The organism is Mycolicibacterium pallens, assembly GCF_019456675.1.
Classification (GTDB): domain Bacteria; phylum Actinomycetota; class Actinomycetes; order Mycobacteriales; family Mycobacteriaceae; genus Mycobacterium; species Mycobacterium crocinum.
The window spans coordinates 142,811-161,513 of the sequence record NZ_CP080333.1; the positions used below are offsets into that span (position 1 = coordinate 142,811).

18 protein-coding genes and 1 pseudogene are annotated in these 18,703 nt (G+C 67.4%); 5 read left to right on the plus strand and 14 right to left on the minus strand.

The genetic code is table 11. The features are described 5' to 3' along the window. Positions 1–25 precede the first annotated feature (25 nt). Positions 26–349, plus strand: coding sequence for a hypothetical protein (locus K0O64_RS00710; protein ID WP_071948212.1), 324 nt, complete (start codon positions 26–28; stop codon positions 347–349). A 233-nt stretch (positions 350–582) separates the two neighbouring features. On the opposite strand, the gene glgX is transcribed toward K0O64_RS00710, so the two are convergent. The 5 genes from glgX to K0O64_RS00735 all read right to left on the minus strand — a co-directional run bounded on the left by glgX (position 583) and on the right by K0O64_RS00735 (position 5,483). After that, positions 583–2,715 carry a glycogen debranching protein GlgX gene (glgX, locus tag K0O64_RS00715; RefSeq protein ID WP_096312631.1) on the minus strand — a complete coding sequence of 711 codons (2,133 nt, stop codon included), beginning with the start codon at positions 2,713–2,715 and terminating at the stop codon, positions 583–585. Between the two features lie 100 nt (positions 2,716–2,815). Further along, entirely contained in the window at positions 2,816–3,241 is a 426-nt protein-coding gene (locus K0O64_RS00720; RefSeq protein ID WP_071948211.1) for a hypothetical protein, read from the minus strand. Further along, on the minus strand, positions 3,238–3,981 hold the full coding sequence (locus K0O64_RS00725) for a pyrimidine reductase family protein (RefSeq protein ID WP_225933589.1): 744 nt from the start codon (positions 3,979–3,981) through the stop codon (positions 3,238–3,240). The genes K0O64_RS00720 and K0O64_RS00725 overlap by 4 nt, the downstream gene beginning before the upstream one ends. Positions 3,982–4,022: 41 nt before the next feature. Next, entirely contained in the window at positions 4,023–4,694 is a 672-nt protein-coding gene (locus K0O64_RS00730; RefSeq protein ID WP_071948210.1) for an HAD family hydrolase, read from the minus strand. Between the two features lie 78 nt (positions 4,695–4,772). Continuing rightward, entirely contained in the window at positions 4,773–5,483 is a 711-nt protein-coding gene (locus K0O64_RS00735; protein WP_096309529.1) for a TetR family transcriptional regulator, read from the minus strand. A gap of 70 nt (positions 5,484–5,553) precedes the next feature. Here K0O64_RS00735 and K0O64_RS00740 point away from each other — a divergent pair, with 70 nt between their 5' ends. Both K0O64_RS00740 and K0O64_RS00745 read left to right on the plus strand, forming a co-directional pair. Then, positions 5,554–6,600, plus strand: a complete 1,047-nt coding sequence (locus K0O64_RS00740) for a ferredoxin reductase (protein ID WP_096309530.1) — start codon at positions 5,554–5,556, stop codon at positions 6,598–6,600. Positions 6,601–6,618: 18 nt separating this feature from the next. Continuing rightward, positions 6,619–7,716 (plus strand): fatty acid desaturase family protein, encoded by a 1,098-nt coding sequence (locus K0O64_RS00745; RefSeq protein WP_096309531.1) that lies wholly within the window; start codon positions 6,619–6,621, stop codon positions 7,714–7,716. On the opposite strand, the gene K0O64_RS00750 is transcribed toward K0O64_RS00745, so the two are convergent. After that, a complete protein-coding gene (locus K0O64_RS00750; RefSeq protein ID WP_096309532.1) occupies positions 7,717–9,627 on the minus strand; it encodes an ArnT family glycosyltransferase in 1,911 nt (636 codons plus the stop codon). It lies immediately after the preceding gene. Between the two features lie 75 nt (positions 9,628–9,702). Here K0O64_RS00750 and K0O64_RS00755 point away from each other — a divergent pair, with 75 nt between their 5' ends. After that, positions 9,703–10,320, plus strand: coding sequence for a phosphatase PAP2 family protein (locus tag K0O64_RS00755; protein ID WP_225933590.1), 618 nt, complete (start codon positions 9,703–9,705; stop codon positions 10,318–10,320). On the opposite strand, the gene K0O64_RS00760 is transcribed toward K0O64_RS00755, so the two are convergent. The 6 genes and pseudogenes from K0O64_RS00760 to K0O64_RS00785 all read right to left on the minus strand — a co-directional run bounded on the left by K0O64_RS00760 (position 10,317) and on the right by K0O64_RS00785 (position 16,099). Further along, on the minus strand, positions 10,317–11,057 hold the full coding sequence (locus K0O64_RS00760) for an LOG family protein (protein WP_220045916.1): 741 nt from the start codon (positions 11,055–11,057) through the stop codon (positions 10,317–10,319). The two genes, K0O64_RS00755 and K0O64_RS00760, sit on opposite strands and share 4 nt — an antisense overlap. A gap of 25 nt (positions 11,058–11,082) precedes the next feature. Then, positions 11,083–11,712, minus strand: coding sequence for a uracil phosphoribosyltransferase (upp, locus tag K0O64_RS00765; protein ID WP_220045917.1), 630 nt, complete (start codon positions 11,710–11,712; stop codon positions 11,083–11,085). Then, positions 11,712–12,920, minus strand: a complete 1,209-nt coding sequence (locus tag K0O64_RS00770; RefSeq protein ID WP_220045918.1) for a URC4/urg3 family protein — start codon at positions 12,918–12,920, stop codon at positions 11,712–11,714. Before K0O64_RS00770 ends, upp begins: the two co-directional genes overlap by 1 nt. Further along, positions 12,920–14,172: pseudogene (locus K0O64_RS00775) on the minus strand (GTP cyclohydrolase II). The gene K0O64_RS00770 and the pseudogene K0O64_RS00775 overlap by 1 nt, the downstream one beginning before the upstream one ends. Before the next feature lie 148 nt (positions 14,173–14,320). Continuing rightward, positions 14,321–14,974 (minus strand): TIGR03085 family metal-binding protein, encoded by a 654-nt coding sequence (locus tag K0O64_RS00780; RefSeq protein WP_220045919.1) that lies wholly within the window; start codon positions 14,972–14,974, stop codon positions 14,321–14,323. An 84-nt stretch (positions 14,975–15,058) separates the two neighbouring features. Beyond that, the gene (locus K0O64_RS00785) at positions 15,059–16,099 is read right to left on the minus strand and encodes a zinc-binding dehydrogenase (protein WP_071948201.1); all 1,041 of its coding nucleotides are present in this window, start codon (positions 16,097–16,099) and stop codon (positions 15,059–15,061) included. Between the two features lie 67 nt (positions 16,100–16,166). On the opposite strand from K0O64_RS00785, the gene K0O64_RS00790 reads away from it, so the two are divergent. Further along, a complete protein-coding gene (locus tag K0O64_RS00790) occupies positions 16,167–16,622 on the plus strand; it encodes a PPOX class F420-dependent oxidoreductase (protein ID WP_071948200.1) in 456 nt (151 codons plus the stop codon). Here K0O64_RS00790 and K0O64_RS00795 read toward each other — a convergent pair. Both K0O64_RS00795 and K0O64_RS00800 read right to left on the minus strand, forming a co-directional pair. Beyond that, positions 16,570–17,490 (minus strand): ferredoxin family protein, encoded by a 921-nt coding sequence (locus K0O64_RS00795; protein WP_220045920.1) that lies wholly within the window; start codon positions 17,488–17,490, stop codon positions 16,570–16,572. The genes K0O64_RS00790 and K0O64_RS00795 overlap by 53 nt on opposite strands. Beyond that, on the minus strand, positions 17,487–18,695 hold the full coding sequence (locus K0O64_RS00800; protein ID WP_071948198.1) for a cupin domain-containing protein: 1,209 nt from the start codon (positions 18,693–18,695) through the stop codon (positions 17,487–17,489). Before K0O64_RS00800 ends, K0O64_RS00795 begins: the two co-directional genes overlap by 4 nt. Positions 18,696–18,703: the final 8 nt, after the last annotated feature.

Here is an 18,703-nt window from a genome sequence, read left to right on the forward strand (position 1 = left end):
CCCGACCGCAGGGCACGCCGTTCCCATGACCAATCCAGCGGATTTCCCCGAAGAAGGCGGCCCCGGCGACACTCTGAGCGGAACCGAGTCGCTCGACTCCGACGAGGTGCGCAACAACGACGGCGATGATGTCGTCGACCCGCCCGAAGGCTGGAGTGGGGCAACCAAGTTCGGGATGACGGCGCGTGAGGAGCGCGAGGGCGAATCTTTGGACGCACGGCTCGGCGAAGAGGAGCCCGACGTGATCGCGGACATCGAACCCGACGACACCCCGCCCGATCGGGCCCACCATGGTCAGGTCAGCGGCACCCCCGAGGACGGTGACCCGCTGTACCCGGTGGTGGAGTGAGCGCGTCCACTCCTTCCGCATGATGTAACCGCTTCCGTTACAGCGAATTGACGTCCGCGATGATCCATCGTGGACGTTTGCTGTCTAGCGAAATTCCTTGAATTCAAGTTGGTGAAAACCGCGCAGCGCACGTTCGAAGATTGTGATAATCGGCCCAGTGCTGCTGCGTACCATGGCGGGTCCCCCGGAGGGGAGGGGATCGGCCATGGTTCGTTGTTTGCGCAGGCTGGGCGCTACTCCGTCGCCTGAAGCACCACCATCGAGCGGGACTCCACCCGTACCGGGGTAGACGCCTTCACGACCGCCGCCTCATCGATCTCCCCGGAGCCGGCCGCGGTGTCGACGACAGGTTGCCAAGCCTTACCAAACTCGCCCGGCGGCAGGACGAACTCGATGGGCTCGTGGTGGGCGTTGAAGCACAGCACGAACGAGTCGTCAGTGACGCGCTGACCACGGGCGTCCAGATCGGGAATGCCGTGGCCGTTGAGGTATACCGCGATGGACTTGCCGAAGCCTGAGTCCCAATCCTCGTCGTTCATCTCCGAACCGTCCGGACGGAACCACGAGATGTCCGGCAATCCCTCGCTGCCACGGCGCCGCACCGGCCTGCCGTTGAAGAACCGTCGCCGACGGAACACCGGGTGGGCGGCGCGCAGCCCCGAGACCGACGCCACGAATTTCAGCAGATCCTCATCGGCGGAATCCCAGTCGATCCAGGTGATCTCGTTGTCCTGGCAGTACCCGTTGTTGTTGCCGCCCTGTGTGCGGCCCAACTCGTCACCGTGGCAGACCATCGGAACGCCCTGGGACAGGATCGTGGTCGCAATCAGGTTGCGCTGCTGGCGCGCTCGCAGTTCGTTGATCTCCGGGTCGTCGGTGGGACCCTCTACGCCACAGTTCCACGAACTGTTGTTGCTCTCGCCGTCGTTGTTGTCCTCAGCGTTGGCCTCGTTGTGTTTCTCGTTGTAGGACACCAGGTCTCGCAAGGTAAAGCCGTCGTGCGCGGTGACGAAGTTGATCGACGCGACCGGTCTGCGCGCGGTGTGCTCGTAGAGATCGGCCGAACCGGTCAGCCGGGAGGCGAACTCACCGAGGCTGGCGTCTTCACCGCGCCAGAAGTCACGCACGGTGTCGCGGAACTTGCCGTTCCACTCCGTCCACTGCGGCGGGAAGTTACCGACCTGGTAGCCGCCCGGGCCGACGTCCCACGGCTCGGCGATCAGCTTGACCTGGCTGACCGTCGGATCCTGTTGCACGAGTTCGAAAAACGCGCTCAGGCGGTCCACGTCGTAGAACTCGCGGGCCAGCGTGGAGGCGAGGTCGAAGCGGAAACCGTCGACGTGCATCTCGGTCACCCAGTACCGCAGCGAATCCATGATCAGCTGCAGCGAGTGCGGGTGCCCGACGTTGAGGCTGTTACCGGTGCCCGTGTAGTCCATGTAGTACTTCTTGTCGTCATCGACGAGCCGGTAGTAGGCGGCGTTGTCGATACCGCGGAAGGACAGTGTCGGGCCCATGTGATTGCCCTCGGCGGTGTGGTTGTAGACCACGTCGAGGATCACCTCTATGCCGGCTTCGTGCAGCGCCCGCACCATCGCCTTGAACTCCTGCACCTGACCACCGGGCGTCGTGCTGGCCGAGTATTTGCTGTCCGGGGCGAAGAACCCAATCGTGTTGTAGCCCCAATAGTTTGACAGGCCTTTGTCGATCAGAGTGGAGTCATTGGCGAAGTGGTGCACCGGCATCAACTCGATGGCCGTGGCGCCGATCGCCTTGAGGTGGTCGATGATCGCCGGGTGCGAGATGGCCGAGTACGTGCCGCGCATGGCTTCGGGGATGTCGGGATGGGTTTGCGTCAAACCTTTGACGTGCGCCTCGTAGATGACGCTGTCGGCGTACTCGCGTTGCGGCGGACGGTCGACACCCCAGTCGAAGTAGGGGTTGATGACGACCGACTTCGGCATGCTGGCCGCCGAATCGTCGTCGTTGCGGCTGTCGGGGTCGCCGAAGTTGTAGCCGAACAGCGATTGGTTCCAATCGAAGTGGCCGTCGATCGCTTTGGCGTACGGGTCGAGCAGCAGTTTGTTGGGGTTGCAGCGATGGCCTTCGTCGGGCGCGTGCGGCCCGTGCACGCGATACCCGTAACGCTGGCCGGGTTCGATGTTCGGCAGATACCCGTGCCAGACGAAACCGTCCACCTCGGGCAGCCGGATACAGGTCTCGGTGCCGTCCTCGTCGAACAGGCACAGCTCCACCCGCTCGGCCACTTCGGAGAACACCGCGAAGTTGGTCCCGTAGCCGTCGTAGGAGGCGCCCAGGGGATAGGCCTTACCGGGCCACACCTCGGTAGCGGCAGCGTTGGTCACGTGGAACTCCTCGATCGTCAGGGTGGACTGTGGCGTGTACCCCGGAACGGGGCGCGCCAAATCACTGGAAACGTGTTTGTGACAGGCGTGACAATTGACGTTACGGAGTCGCTTCGTGACCGGGCCGGCCATGGGTCCGCCGACGGTCCTTCATCTCGGCCTCGAACACGTGGCGCTGCCCACCCATCAGCTGCTCGCGGACCTCCCGTTCCCGTTCGCGCATCAGGGACCAGTAGTTGTCGTCGAATTCCTCGACGATCTGGAAGGTCCATCGCCCGTAGAGGACGTTGCGGCCGACCAACTCGTCGGACAGCCGGTCGGCGACATCGGCGTGGCCCGCGTCGCGCAACTTGTCGCAGGTGTCGCCCAGCAGCAGGTCGGCATGACCCATCAGCTGATGAAACGAGTACAGATGGCCCCGTGCCCGCTCGATGTACTCCAGCGCCTCGGACAACGACCCGACCGCTTCAACCGTGTCGTCGTCGACGCCGTCGGGTCGGCGGCTACGCAATTCCTCGCCGCTCATGTGCTGGCCTGCCTCTCGTTGTCCCGCACGTAGCGAAGGTAGACGTAGTTCTCCAAGGTCACGGCATGGCCGAGCGTGAGCCGGGTCGGCACCGTGAGCGCCGGTGCGCCGGGCCGGGCTGTGGTGGCGGTCGCGGCCAGCGTGGGGGAGATGGTCAGGCACATCTCGTCGACGAGGTCGCCCGCGACCAGTTCGTCGAGCAGCGTGGGGCCGCCTTCGCAGAGGATCCGGCGCATGCCCCGAGCATTCAGCGTGCGCAGGGCGGACTCCAGGTTGACCGCACTGTCCCCGGCGATCAGAAGGTCGGCGTGCTCGGCCAACTGCGGGCGCTCCCGCGCGGCAAGCGCGGTGGTGATCAGGATGGGGCGCTGCGCGGGCTCGGCGAACAGCGATGCCGGCACCCGTCCGGTGTGGGTGACCACCGCGATCGGCGGGATCACGTCGGTGCCCCACCGGTCCCGGCGTTCGGCCAGCTGCTCGGCGGTCAAGCGCACCGGGCCGTAGCCCTCGGCACGCACCGTGCCCGCACCGACCAGCACCACATCGGCGTAGGAGCGCAGCGCGAGCAACAGGCTCTGGTCGTTCGGATCGGAGAGTGGGCCGGCCACGCCGTCGAAGGCGGCGGCTCCGTCGAGCGACAGGATCATGTTGGCGCGCAGCCCGTCGGGCGGGTCCCGGTACAGCGCGACCAGCTCCTCCGGTGCCATCACCCGTTTCGGCTGCTGCACCGCCTGCGTCATGGGCAGTCTCTACCCGGCGGTGGGTTGGGTGAAACCCCGCCTCACAGCAGTGCGCTGATCGGCGATCCGTCGAGGTGCTCCAACAGGTCTTGTGCGTCGTCGAAAACGGCTGCCGCTCCGGCTGTTTCGAGCTCGCCGCGGGACACGCCACCGGAGAGCACCGCAATGCACGGCACCCCGGCGCGGGCGCTGGCCTCGACGTCCCACACGGTGTCGCCGATGAACACCGCCTGTTGCGCGGTCACCCCCGCCTTCTCCAATGCGACGTTGACGATGTCCGGTTTCGGCTTGGCCTGATCGACGTCCTCCGACGAGGTGATCGCCGAGACGATCTCGTCGCAACCCAGCGTCTTACGCAACAGGGCCAGTTCGTTCTCCGGTGCGGACGTCGCCAGCACCACTTGCAGGCCGAGGTCCGCCACCCGGTGCAGCAGGTCGCGTGCGCCGGGCAGAGCCTTCAGCAGGTCGGCACTGGCTTCGTAATGGCGGGTGTGTAAGTCCTTGAGCCGCTTCTGCACATCGTCGTCGGCACCGTTGGACAGCTCATCGACCAGAGTGGACCCGTCCATGCCGATCGAGCGGTGGACGTGCCAGGCCTGGACGGGCAGGCCGGCCTCGTCGAACGCCTGCTGCCAGGCGTGAACATGCAGGTAATTCGAGTCGACGAGGGTGCCGTCGATATCGAACAGCACAGCGGGCCGGGGTTTTTCCATGGGAGGTGGTGTACCCGGTTTTCAGCGGCGCTGAGACTGCACTTGTTCGCGGGTCTACTCGGCCGATGCGTACAACAATTACAGAGTGGGCGCCTCGGAGTCGTCCTCGTCGGCCTCAGGCGCGGGCTCCCAGGCGTTGACGCCAACGGTGATCATCCGCAGCTGCTTGACCGCGGTGCGTTTGATCTCGTCCAGCGCGGCCGCGTCGTGGGCGTCCTCGATCGCTTCGGCGATGATGATCATCGAGTTCACGAACAGGCTGGCGAGGATGTTGAGGTCCTCGGTGCTCCATTCGTTGAGGCCGGGGAACCGTGCAAGGTCGGTGGCCAGCTCCGAGGTGATCAACCGGATCTCGGTGCGAATCGCGTAGCGCAGCACGGTCACGCCACTGGAGCGTTCACGCCCGATGAACCGCCAATGCTCACGCTGCTCGGCCACTCCGGCGACCAGGATCTCCACCGTGGACTCGATGACCCGGTTTGGGTCCAGCTTGCCCGCGCGGGCACTGCGCAACATCTCGCGCAGCGTGCGGAACGACTCGTCGATGAGGACCAGGCCGAGCGCGTCCATCGACTCGAAATGGCGGTAGAACGCCGCGGGCACGATGCCCGCCTCACGGGTGACCTCGCGCAGGCTCAGACCGCTGAAGCTGCGCTCGTCGAGGAGCTTCAGCGCGGCCGCGATGATGGCCCGGCGGGTGGCCTCTTTGCGCTCTTCTCGCGACGGTGTTTCCCGGGAGCGGGACTTCCCGGAACGCTCACGACGTGAGCTGGGCGTACGACTGTTCACTGGTGTGAACCCTACCACAGACTGGCCTGATTCCTTGACGACGTGCGCTTTCACGACTCACAGTGTACACATGTTCACTCAAACTTTGACCGAGAAGGTGCTTCGCTCACCGCTGGTCGATCTGCTCACCGGTCCGCATGGCGTCGACCGCTACACGGAGCTGGTGGACCCGACTTGGACCACCGACGCACGCGCCAGAGTGGTCGACGTGGGCCGGTCCACCCCGCGCAGCGTCACCCTGCTCCTCGACCCGAATGCGGCTGTCACCGGCTACCGCGCCGGCCAGCACCTGAACCTGACGGTGGAGATCGACGGCCGTCGCCACACCCGCTGCTACTCACCGGCCAGCGCCGAGGGTTCCCCGCTCATCGAGCTGACGATCGGAGCCCACGACGGCGGCCTGGTGTCGGGCCACCTGTACCGCCACGCCCGCCCGGGCATGGTGGTCGACCTGTCCGAACCGGCGGGCGACTTCGTGCTCCCGGACGAACGTCCCCGCCGCATCCTGTTCGTCTCCGGCGGCAGTGGCATCACCCCGGTGATGTCCATGCTGCGCACCCTGCAGGCCGAGGGTTTCGACGGCGAGATCGCCTTCGTCCACTACGCCCGCACCCCGGCCGAGGCCTGCTACCGAACCGAGCTCGCCGCGACCGGAGTCCGGGTGCTGCACGGCTACACCCGCTCACCCGGCCGCGAGCTCGACGGCCGCTTCGGCCCCGAGCACCTGCGGGCCGCGATGCCCGATCCCGACGCCGTGTACGTGTGTGGACCGCCCGCACTCGTCGACGCAGTGCGCGAACACTGCCCGAACGCGTTGTCCGAGAGCTTCGTCCCGGTGCCCTTCGTGGTGCCCGATGCTCCGTCCGGGGGCCGAATCAGCTTCCGCGACAGCGGTATCGACGCCCAAGACGACGGACGTCCCCTGCTGGACCAAGCCGAGGACGCCGGACTGAACCCGACCAGCGGATGCCGCATGGGCATCTGTCACACCTGCACCCGCCGCAAGCACCGCGGTGCCGTGCGCAACCTGACCACCGGAGCCGTCTCCACCGCCGACGAGGAGGACGTGCAGATCTGCGTGTCCGTGCCCGTCGGTGATGTCGAGATCGCACTGTAAGAGCTGAAAGGGAAAACCATGACCCAGCAACACATCACACTGACTCGCGAGCAGGCCGATGAGTTCGGCCGGGAGCTCGACGCCATCCGCGACCGGGTGATCGCCGACCTCGGCCAGACCGACGTCGACTACATCCGCCGGGTGATCAAGACCCAGCGCGCCATGGAGATCGGCGGTCGTGCGCTGCTGATGGCCGGCATCTTCCCGCCGGCCTGGCTGGCAGGCACCGCACTGCTCGGGATCTCGAAGATCCTGGACAACATGGAGATCGGCCACAACGTCATGCACGGGCAGTACGAGTGGACCGGCGATCCGGCGCTGCGCGGGCGCACGTTCGAGTGGGACACCGCCTGCCCGGCCGACCAGTGGCGGCACTCGCACAACTACTCCCACCACACGTTCACCAACATCGTGGGCATGGACCGCGACATCGGCTACGGCATCCTGCGCATGAGCCCCGATCAGCGCTGGCATCCGTACTACCTCGGCAACCCGGTGTACGCCTTCCTGCTGATGGTGCTGTTCCAATACGGGGTCGCGCTGCACGAACTGGAGACCGAACGCATTCGCTCCGGGGAGATCTCGCTCGACGACAAGCGGGACGTGCTGCGCGAGATCTGGCGCAAGACCCGCCGACAGCTGCTCAAGGACTATGTGGCCTTCCCGCTGCTGGCCGGCCCGATGGCGCCGTTCGTGTTCACCGGCAACATGACTGCCAACCTGATGCGCAACGTCTGGTCGTACATGATCATCTTCTGCGGCCATTTCCCGGATGGCACACAGGAATTCACGGTCGAGGAGACTCGCAACGAGTCGCGCGGCCAGTGGTATTTTCGGCAGGTGCTGGGCTCAGCGAATCTGACCGGCGGCAAGCTGTTCCACCTGCTGTCGGGCAACCTGTCCCACCAGATCGAGCACCACCTGTTCCCCGACGTCCCGGCCCGGCGCTACGCCGAGATGGCCCCCCACGTCCGCGAGGTGTGCGAGCGGTATGGCATTCCCTACAACTCGGGGCCGCTGCCCAAGCAGTTCGCCACCGTGGTGCGCAAGATCGTCAAACTGGCGCTGCCCACCCGCCAGCGGCGCGAGGACGAGGCGCTGGTCGAGGCGGCCTGATCACTTGGGCCGCGACAGATCATAGACGTCGGTATCGCCGACCTGGGTGACTGGGAATGTCGCGGCCACCCAGTCGGTGATGCCGCTGTGGCTGCGAGTGGTGCCGGGCCAGCCCCCGGCCTTTCCGCGCCAGTCCTTCTCGACGATGTAGTAGGCGATCTCACCCGCGGACACATCCGCCTTGAACTGGCCCAGGCTCGGCGCCGGATCACTTCCGGTGAAGCCGCCGATCGCCATAACGGCAGTGCCGGTGGACAATTCGAGACCGGCCGCGGCCGACGAACCCGAGATGGCCGCCGACCACTTCGTGGTGGTGGCCCGCAGCAGATCGTCCAACTTCGGATTGTCCTTCGACTCACCGAAACCCGCTTCGGAACCGGTCTTCGGCCGAGACGGCCCGACGGTGGGTCCGCCACCCCGATGCGGCGTACCCAGCGTGGCCACCGCATAGGCGGTCGGGCCGGCCAGCACCGCCACCACACCCAGTACGGCGGCGGCCACCGCCACCCGGCGCGGGCGCGAGGCCGACACCGCGACCACGACGGCAGCGACAACGGCACCGACCAGGATCGTCCATCGCAAGGCCGGCATCCAGTCGGCGTTGCGGCCCAACACCACCCAACTCCAGATGCCGGTCACCACGATCAGCGTGGTCACCCCGATCCGGCCGAACCATGACTGCCTGCGTACCCACATCTCGTGGGCCCCGATGGCGACCGTGCCCGCGACCGCGGGCGCCAGCGAGAGGCAGTAATACGGGTGCACCATGCCCTTCATGTAGCTGAGCACCAGACCGTCGATCACCAGCCAGCCGCCGAACAGCAGCACCCCGGCGCGAACCAGATCGGTGCGCGGTGCACGCCCGCGTGCGATCAACACGAGCAGGACCGCGAGCAGCGCTGCGGGAATCAGCCAGCCGATCTCGAAACCGAATTCGCCGGTGAACAGGCGGCTCAACCCTTCCTTCTGGTTGCCCATCCCGCCGAAGCCGCCGGCGTGCCGCAGCCCGTTGCCGACCGAGTTGCCGAGCGGGTCGCTCGGTCCGAAACTCTGGTGATTGCGGCCAAGCACTCGCGCAAAACCGTTGTAGCCCAGCACCAGATTCATGAAGTTGTCGTCGGTCGAGCCGGCGATGTAGGGCCGCGATGACGCCGGCCACACCAGGGTGAGCACCACGAACCAGCCGGCCGACACCACGAACGCGGCCGCGGCACCCAGCAGGTGCAGCACCCGGCGGCGCAGCGTCGTCGGCGCGGCGACCAGGTAAGCCAGACCGATCGCCGGAGCGATCATCAGGCCCTCAAGCATCTTGGCCAGGAATGCGAATCCCAGCGCGACCCCCGCCCATGCCAGCCACTTGCCGCTGGCCCGCTCGAGCGCACGCACCGTGCAGTACGCCGAGGCCATCATCAGCAGCACCATCGCGGCGTCGGGGTTGTTGAACCGGAACATCAACGCGGCCACGGGAGTCAGCGCCAGCGCCGCCCCCGCGAGCAGGCCCGCTCGCGGGCCGCTGATCCGGGTGACCGCTGCGTAGAGCAGCCAGACCGTCGCCACGGCCATCAGGGCCTCGGGCACCAGCATGCTGGCACTGCTGAAGCCGAACAGTTGACCCGACAATCCCATCACCCACTGCGATACCGGGGGCTTGTCGACGGTGATGAAGTTCTGCGAGTCCAGCGAGCCGAAGAGCAGCGCTTCCCAGTTCTTGGAACCGGCCTGCGCGGCGCCCGCGTAGAACTGGTTGCCCATCCCGTTGATGGTGATGTTCCACAGGTACATGACCGCCGTCGCGGCCAGCAGGACCGCCAGTCCGATCCGCTCTCGTAGCGAGGGCCGCACCGGTGACGGGCCTACTTCGCCGGAGTCCTCCGGCGCCTCGGCCGAAATCGTCGTTGTCACATCAGCCATTGACCCATTCCCGCCTGACCATTGGCTGAAAGGACGCTGTAAGCCCCTTTCCCTGACGGCCCCGGCCGGGCCATGATGGCCAGTCACCAAGCGATCGGACTCACCGTGCCACTCGACACCCGAATCTTCTACGCCGTCAACCAGTTCGCCCGGGACACCCCGTGGTTGCAACCAATCGTGGCGGCGTACGCCAATTACGGGACCGCGCTGTTCGCCGCGCTGATCCTGGCGGGCTGGTGGGTCGCCCGCGGTCAGGGCTCCGCGAAGATGGCCGCCGCTGTGTGGGCGCCCCTCGGGGTGCTGGCGGTATTGGCGATCAACCAGCCGATCGCCGATGCCGTCGCCGAGGTGCGTCCCTGCAACGCGCTACACGACATCGTCGTGTTGCACTGCAACACCGATGCCGGATTCCCGAGCGACCACGCGGTCATGGCCGGTGCGGCGACGGTCGGGGTATGGCTGGTACAGCGGCGCCTCGGCATTGTCGCCCTGCTCGCGTCGGTCCTGATGTGCTGTGCGCGGGTGTACGTGGCTGCCCACTTCCCACAAGATGTGGTGGCCGGGTTTGCGCTCGGGGCGGCGGTGGGTTTCGTCGGATACGTGCTGCTGCGACGGCCGTTGACGCGCATGATCGACGTCGTCTCGGAAAGCCGGCTGCGACCGTTGGTCGCCCTGCCGCGAAGCGACGCCTAGGTGGTCGCGGACTGATAGGTCTCGGTCTGATGGCGGTGCGTTCGATCGATGATGTCAGCGATCACGTCGGGATCGTCGGCGACCGTCAGTAGTTCGAGGTCCTCGGCCGACACCATCCCGGAGGCCAGCAGCTGGTCGTGTATCCAATTCGCCAACCCGCTCCAGTGCTGTGAGCCGGCCAGCACCACCGGGAAATGCAGGATCTTGCCGGTCTGGATCAAGGTCAGCGCCTCGAAGAGTTCGTCGAGTGTTCCGAAGCCGCCCGGAAACACGACGAACGCCGAGGCGTAGCGGATGAACATCAACTTGCGGACGAAGAAGTGCCGGAACCGCAGGGGTACGGTCACGAACGGATTCACGCTCTGCTCATGGGGCAGCTCGATATTCAGGCCGATGGACCGCACACCTGCTTCGCACGCTCCCCGGTTCGCTGCCTCCATCGTGCCCGGACCGCCGCCGGTGATGATGTCGAATCCGCGGTCTCCCAGGCATTTCGCCACCTCGCGGGCCAGAGCGTAATAGCGATCATCCGTCGGCGTGCGCGCCGACCCGAAAATCGACACCGCGTGCGCGACGTCCGCGAGAGCGGCGAAGCCGTAGGCGATCTCGTCGCGGATGCGGGCCACCCGCATGGGATCGCTGTCGGCGAAGTCGGGAAAACCCGGTCCCAGGCAGTGCAGCAGTTCCTCGTCGAGGGTTGCCGGAGCACGCGGTGTCGGGGGCTGCGCAGGCACCATCGATCAAGGGTAAGGGGAATCGCGGCTACTTCGTGCCGAACAGCCGGTCACCGGCGTCGCCGAGACCCGGCACGATGTAGCCCTGCTCGTCGAGTCCGCGGTCGACCGCCGCCGTGTAGATCGGCACCTCCGGGTGCGCGTCGTGCAGGACGGCGACGCCTTCCGGGCAGGTGAGCAGGCAGGCGAACTTGATGGAGCGGGGCCGGAATTCCTTGAGCCGGTCCACCGCAGCCACCGCCGAGTTACCGGTGGCGAGCATGGGGTCGACCACGACCACTTCGCGCTCGTGCAGGTCGCTGGGCATTTTGAAGTAGTACTCAACGGCCACAAGGGTTTTCGGGTCGCGGTACAAGCCGATGTGGCCGATCCGGGCGCCGGGCACGACGGTCAGCATCCCGTCGAGGATGCCGGTGCCCGCCCGCATGATCGAGACGAACACCAGCTTTTTGCCGTCGATGACGGTGCCGCTGGTCGTCTCCAGCGGAGTCTCCACCGCGACCTCGTGGGTCGGCGTGTCGCGCAGCACCTCATAGGCCAGCAGCGTGGCCACCTCGTTGGCCAGGCGCCGAAACGTGTTGGTGGATGTCTCCTTGCGTCGCATCAAGGTCAACTTGTGCTGCACCAGGGGGTGGTCGATGACGTGAACGTCGCGCATCAGAACACCGTGCCATCACTGACGATGGACAGCGGCGGCAGCCCACCGCGATGCTGCTGGGCCAGCATCCGACCCGCCGCCCAGGTGCCTCCCTCGAGCACCCGCGCCAGCGGCATCTCTGCGGCGTCCACGCCGAGTCGTGCGCGCACCAACGGCGCCAGCTCATCGAGCAGCGCGACCGTCAGCGCCCGCCATTCGACCACCAATTCGTCTGCGGCGGTGAGACTTCGGTCGTTGCCGTCCCGCAGCCGCAGCACGCCGGTGTCCAGCAGCAGTCCGCCGTTGCGGTACTCGGGAAGCCCAGTCAGCTCGTCGAGGTCGGTCACCGTCACGCCGGCCCAGCTGAACGGTTCCAGCAGCGAATAGGTGAGCCACTGCGACAGCTTGTGGAACGGCATCCAGCCCGCGGTGAGCCCTGGACCGTCCAGTGCGGGATGCCGCCAGCAGTCGCCGAGCGGCTGATCGCCGATCCTGCTGCCGCCCGGCCAGATCGGTGCCAGTGCGGTCAGGACTGCAGACAGGATGTCGTGCGCGGGTACTGACTGTCCGCCGACGAAATCGAGCAACCCGCCGGGCCGGCCGTCGGCTCCGAAGATCTCCGGCGAGGCAGCGCAGACCGCGCCCAGCCGATGCAGCAGCGCGACCCGGCCGTCGAGCCCGATAAGGGGGTTGGCCTCGCCGACCTGGAATGCCTCCGCCAACTGATGCGTGGTGATACCGGCGAGCCCGGGCGCGTCGACGCGCAGCGGATCATCGGCGTCCGAGGAGAAGAGGCCCGCGGTGAAGGCGTGAAAGCTGGCTACCCCCAACCCTTCTGAACGGCTCAGTCGAAGGCCCGTCCCCGGCTCGGTGTAGCACCAGGCGGGTCCGGCGCCGGCGTCGAGCAGCACGCTGACCACGGTGAGATCGACCAGGGCGCGGGGGTCGGCGTCACCGAGAAGTGCCTTCCGGTCGACGCCGCCCGCCTCGAAGTGGCGCCAGCGGCTGTGGAACGGGATCCGAAGATCCGGATAGTTGCTTCGGGTCACGTCGGCCACCAGGGCGGCCGCCGAGTGCAGGGCGCCGTCGTCCACGGTGAACCACCGTGACTGGCCGGCACGCGCCCGGTCGGTCAAGACAGCGGCTCGCTCGCGGATGGCACGGGTGCTGCGCAACGCCGCGGCAGCCCCCGGCGGGCTGTCCACGCCGATCTCGGTGGCCGAGCCCATCAGTGGTCCAGCCCGCGGCCCTTGGCCTTCTTCAGCTCCTCGGCGTCGGGTACCGGACCCGGGGTGAAGTAGCCGGCGGCCATCTTGGCGTCGATCTCCACCCTGGCGTCCGCTGGGATCAGCTCGTCGGGAATGTTGACCCGTTCGCCCACGTCGATTCCCGAGCCGACGATGGCGTCGTACTTCATGTTGCTCATCGACACCAACCGGTGGATCTTCTGGATCCCCAGCCAGTGCAGCACATCGGGCATCAACTCCTGGAACCGCATATCCTGAACCCCCGCAACACATTCCGTGCGGGCGAAGTAACCCTCGGCGGTATCACCGCCCTGCTGCCGCTTGCGGGCGTTGTAGACCAGGAACTTGGTGACCTCCCCCAGCGCGCGCCCCTCCTTACGGGAGTAGGCGACCAGCCCGACGCCGCCGCGCTGCGCACCCAGGATGCATTCCTCGATCGCGTGCGTAAGATATGGCCGGCAGGTGCAGATGTCGGAGCCGAACACGTCGGAGCCGTTGCACTCGTCGTGCACCCGGGCGGTGAGCTCGACCTCGGGATCGGCGAGATCACGTGGGCTGCCGAAGATGTAGAGGGTCTGGCCGCCGATGGGCGGAAGGAACACCTCGAGATCGCCGCGCGTGACCAGCTCCGGATACATGCCGCCGGTCTCTTCGAACAGCACCCGCCGCAGGTGGGCTTCGCTGCAGCCGAAGCGTTCTGCCACGCCGGGCAGGAACCAGACCGGTTCGATCGCCGCCTTCGTCACCAATGCGGCGCCCCGGGCAGCAAGACCCGGCCGTCGGGAACCAGCCGGCCCTTGCCGATCGCGTCGGCGATCTCCGGGAGGATCACGTGCGCCTTGGTCACCGCTATGGTCGGCCGGATGTCTTGACCAGCGGCCAGTTCGGCGGCGAACGCATCGGCCACCATCGCACCCCACGGGTCCAGGCTGACGATCGCCTCGGGACGACTCCACTGGGGATACGGACCGATGAGGTCGGTCGGTGCGGTGTTGGTCAGATCGGCCCGGTGGTCGCGGGACAGCGCGCCGGCCGCCACCGCGAGCGCGCGGTACACGCTGTAGGAACCGCTGTGGGTCCCGACGACATTGCGGTGGCTGCGCGTACTGGTCGTGCCGATCAGGGGACCGCGCTCAGCGGCGGTGGCTGCGCCCCATCTGATCGGCAGCGCGTCGTCGGCGCCGCGGTGCGACGTCAACCGGATGTGGCCGGGGCCTTGTGCTGCAGCGGACATGTGCACTCCTTCCGGAGAAGCTCGCCAGCTTAGTCACTTTGCGCGGTTCGCGCCGTGCGGCGATGCGACGTCGACATGAACGCCGAGCGTCACTCCAGAGTCGCGGTCGCCACCCAGCGTGACGCTCGGGTGACGTTCGGCGCAGGAGTCACATCCCGAAGCGTGTCCGCTGCACGGCGGCGACGGCGTGCGGCGGGCCGAGGACATCGACCCGCGCCGCGTCCTGGCGTCCGAACAGGTACAGCAGCAGTTCACCCGGCGAGCCACTGAGCTCGGCAGTCGCCTCCCCGGCGCGGACTGTGATCCGCTGCGCTGTCCCGGCCCAGCCGATATCCAGCCCGATGCCGGACAGCCGGCGGGACAGAAATCGGCTGCCGCGTCCGACGTTGCGCCAGAGCGCGTCCTCGAGGTCCGGAGGCAGGTCATCACGAGGTCCCAAGCCGTTGGCGCGCCGGACGTCCTCGTGGTGGACGAAGAACTCGTTGAGGCTGGGGAAGTCGCGCACCCAGCCGAGCCGGAAGAATCCAAAAGGGGGACCGTGTCGAAGTCGGGCGACCAGCCAGGGGAAGTCTCGGTGGCGAACCATGGCGGCGGTGCGGCGCTCGGCGAACCGGGCGGGTGGACCCGGCAAGACCAGACAGGGCGCAGCAATGGGATCTCGCTCGCGCAGCAGGAGGTGGGCCGCGAGGTGTTTGGTGGTGAAGCCGTCGAGCAGGGTCGGTGCGTCCGGGCCGAGGCGGTCGAAGAGATCGCACAGCGCCACGCGCTCCCGGGCGTCGAACGGTAGTTCAGTGTTCGGCATGAGCTGTCGCACCGAACGTCACACCAGAGTTGCGTTCGGCACCCAGCGTGACGCTGGTGTGACGCTCGGCGATTCCGGCCTCGCTCAAGGCTGTACGAGCACCCGGATCGGATTGCCTTCGGCCTCGTCGAGAATGCGGATGCCCTCGGCGATGTCCTCGAGCGGAATGATCTGGCTGATCGATCGGGACAGGTCCAGCCGACCCCGGGACACCAGCTGCGCCAGCGTTTCGATGTCCTTGTTGTGGTAACCGAGGTGGCCGAGCGCCTGCCGTCGCGTCAGGCCGAACATCGATGTGGGCCCCACCGTCGGTGACTCGGCGCTCATACCGACGCCGACCAGCCGGCCACCACCGGTCAGCGAGTTCAGCGCCTGCTCGAACGTGACTTTCAGCCCGACGGCGTCAAACGCCACATCGAGTCCCCGGCCGCCGGTGACCTCGCCGAGCTTGTCGGCGAGATCCGGGTCGCGCGAATCGAATGCGTAGTCGGCGCCGAGTTCCAGCGCACGGTCGCGGACCGCCGGGTTGATGTCGACCGCGACGATCGGAACCGCGCCGACCAGCCGGGCCAGTTGGACGATGTGGGTGCCGACGCCGCCCACACCCCAGACCCCGACCGACTCGCCGATGACCACCTTGCCGGTGTTGACCACCGCACCGAACGGAGTCGACACCGCGTCGGCCAGGATCGCGGCCTGCTCCAACGGCACGTTGTCCGGCACCCGTGTCAGGCCCGTGGCCTGCGCGACGGTGTACTCCGCCCAGGCGCCGTCGTAGGCGAACGCCATCAGCTGCATCCGCAGACAGTTGGCCATGTCACCGCGGCGGCAGTTGGCGCACGCCCCGCAGGGCCGGCCTGCGGCGACGACCACGCGGTCGCCCTCGGACCATCCGGTCACCCCGGGGCCCAGCTTGGCGATGGTTCCGGACGCTTCGTGTCCCTGGATCACCACCGGACGCTGGGCCGGGAAGGTGCCGTTGATGAGGCTGAGGTCGGAATGGCAGATCCCGCAGAACGCCACCTTGACCAGCACTTCACCCTCGCCCGGCTCGGGGATCGGGACATCCTCCAGCACAACGGTTTTGGTGTCGGCGTAGAAGCGCTCCGCGCGCATGGTGCCCATGGCTTCCTCCTGAGGTCAGTGACAAACGTACGCCGTGCGCCCGTGCGGCAGGCCTAGAGTGGGCAATATGTCGCCCAAGTTCGCCACCGCTGACAGCGTCGGCCTCGAGCAGCTGCTGGAGTTCGTCCGTCCTCGCCACCACATGGTGCTCACCACCTTCCGCGCCGACGGATCGTTGCAGAGTTCGCCGGTGACCGGCGGGGTCGACGAACAGGGTCGCCTGGTGATCGCCAGCTACCCGCAGCGAGCCAAGTCGGCGAATATCCGTCGTACCGGGCGCGCCAGTGTGGTGGTGCTCTCTGACGAGTTCAACGGCGCCTACGTTCAGATCGACGGGCCCGCTGAGGTGATCGAACTGCCCGACGCCGTCGAACCGCTGGTCGACTACTTTCGCGCTGTGGCCGGCGAGCACTCGGACTGGGACGAATACCGCGAGGCGATGGTCAAACAGGGCAAGTGCCTGATCCGGGTCACTCCGCAGCGCTGGGGTCCGGTGGCGACAGGCGGCTTTCCACCGTCCTGAGCGATGCCAGCGTGTAAACGCGCACGCGCCCCGGCGTTTTCGCGTGGCACTGCGACAGCAGCGGCTCGGAGAGCTCCTCGTTGAGCACCACCTCGACGGGAGGATCCGCGCCGAGCACCACCCGGACGGTGCCGTCACCCGGCTCGATGTCCAGCGGCGGAAAGGCGTCGATGCGGTCGTCACCGAATTCCGCGCGGGCGAAGTGTTGCGCGGCCTGGACGGGGTGGGGCAGCGATGTCCGACCGCGCAGGAACTCGTCGTTGAGCCGGCCGTCCAGGTAGCGGCCCACCAACTCCGCGGCGTCGGTGCTGTCCACCCGCCCGTAGCACAGTCCGGTGGGCAGCACGAGCATCGTGGCGGCGAACCGGTCGCCACCGAGATGTGAGCATTCCCAGGCGAATTCGGGGTAGGCGGCGTCGATCGCCGCCGCGGCCGAGCGGCCGCGCACCGCGCAGCACATGTCATGACGACCGTGGGCGCAGACGGCGACGAGCGGATCCGTCGAGGCCGTGCCGTCCGAGCCGTCGAGCGCTAACTCAAGATATCCGCGCGGGTCGTCGACCTCCCCGCCGTACAACGCCTCACTACCGACCGCGCACTGGGCGATGAACCAGCGCCAGCGCGGGGCGGCCGTCCGGCGGCCGTGTTTGCGGATCGCCGCAATGCGCATGCCCGCCGCCTCGGCGCGCCGGACGACGGCTAGCCCCAGCTTCGGGTCGATGCAGGCCGGCGACTGCAGAAACGCCGAAGGACCCCAGCCGCCGGACAATTCGAGAAGTAGCCACGAGGTGCCGGCCGACGCGGTTCCGTACATCGGGTCGTTCCGGGCCAGCGACTGGTCGCTGCAGCCCTGCCCGGCTCTGCTCATCGGGCAGGCGCGGGGACGACCACCGCTTCCTTGAGCAGCCGCCGAATCAGCACCGCGCCGTCGGCCGGGTCGAGCCCCGGCAGGCCGGCGGAGCGCAGCACGTCACCGCGGTGGAGCGCGTGCAGGGCCTCGGCGCACGAGGTGGGGAAGGTCATGGTTCGGTCGGGCAGCCGCAGCACCACCCGGTTTTCGGTGTGCTCGACGGTGCTCACCAGCCCGTGTCGCCAGCAGACCTCGATATCGGCTTCGGCAGCGGCGGTCAGGCTGGCCAACGGACGGACCGCAACCGGCCGAGTCTGCGTGGCATAGCGGTTCGACAACCGGGCGGCCGCCCCGGAACTCAGTGCGGCGGCGTTGTCTTGCAAGGCCGCAACCACTTCGGCCATCACCTTGGTGACCGTGGCGACGGCCTCGTCCCGATCGGTCGGAGCGACACCCATCGGTAGGGGTTGGCGGAAGGCTTCGATGGTCGACAACTCGTCAAGCACGGCGCGCGCGACGTCCAGGCCGGTTGTTGCCGAGACGCCGATGGTCAGGTGGATCGACGTCGTATCGAGTGCCTCGGCGGCATGCAGCCAGCCCCGCGGCAGATACAGCGCGTCACCGGCGGCCAGCACGGTGTCGATGAACGGCTCGTCGCGCACCCGTTCGGCGATCGCGGTCCGGTGCTCGGTCCACGGTTGCGACGGCAGGGGATGGTGGTGCACCGGTTCGTGCACCACCCAGCGCTTCTGCCCGGACACCTGAAGCACGAAGACATCGTGCACGTCGTAGTGCGGATCGAAGCCGCGGCTGCCCGGCGGCGTGATGTAGGCGTTGGCTTGCACCGGATGGCCGAGGTCGTCGACCGCCTCCCGTACGAAGTCGATCAGCGGCGGCCACAACCGGTGCAGGCCCTGCAGGACAACTGTTGCGCCCGAGGCCAATTCGGCCAAGACCTTCGCCGAGTCGACCTGGTCGGCGATCTCGGCGCCGAACCCCGCCGGTCCGAGATAGCAGTCCTTGCCCAGGATCTCGCCGTCGCGGGCGAGCCTGAGGAAGGGCGCCCGGACACCGCGCTCGGCAATCAACTCGTCGACCGCCCCGGGAGACAGCAGATCGCTGAAATCCCGGGGCAGGTCGACGGATGTGCTGAGTAACGGCCGACGGCCCCAGTACTGATCGGCGAACGTCCGGGCGTCGACCGCACTGCAGCGGCTCAGCATGGGGAAGG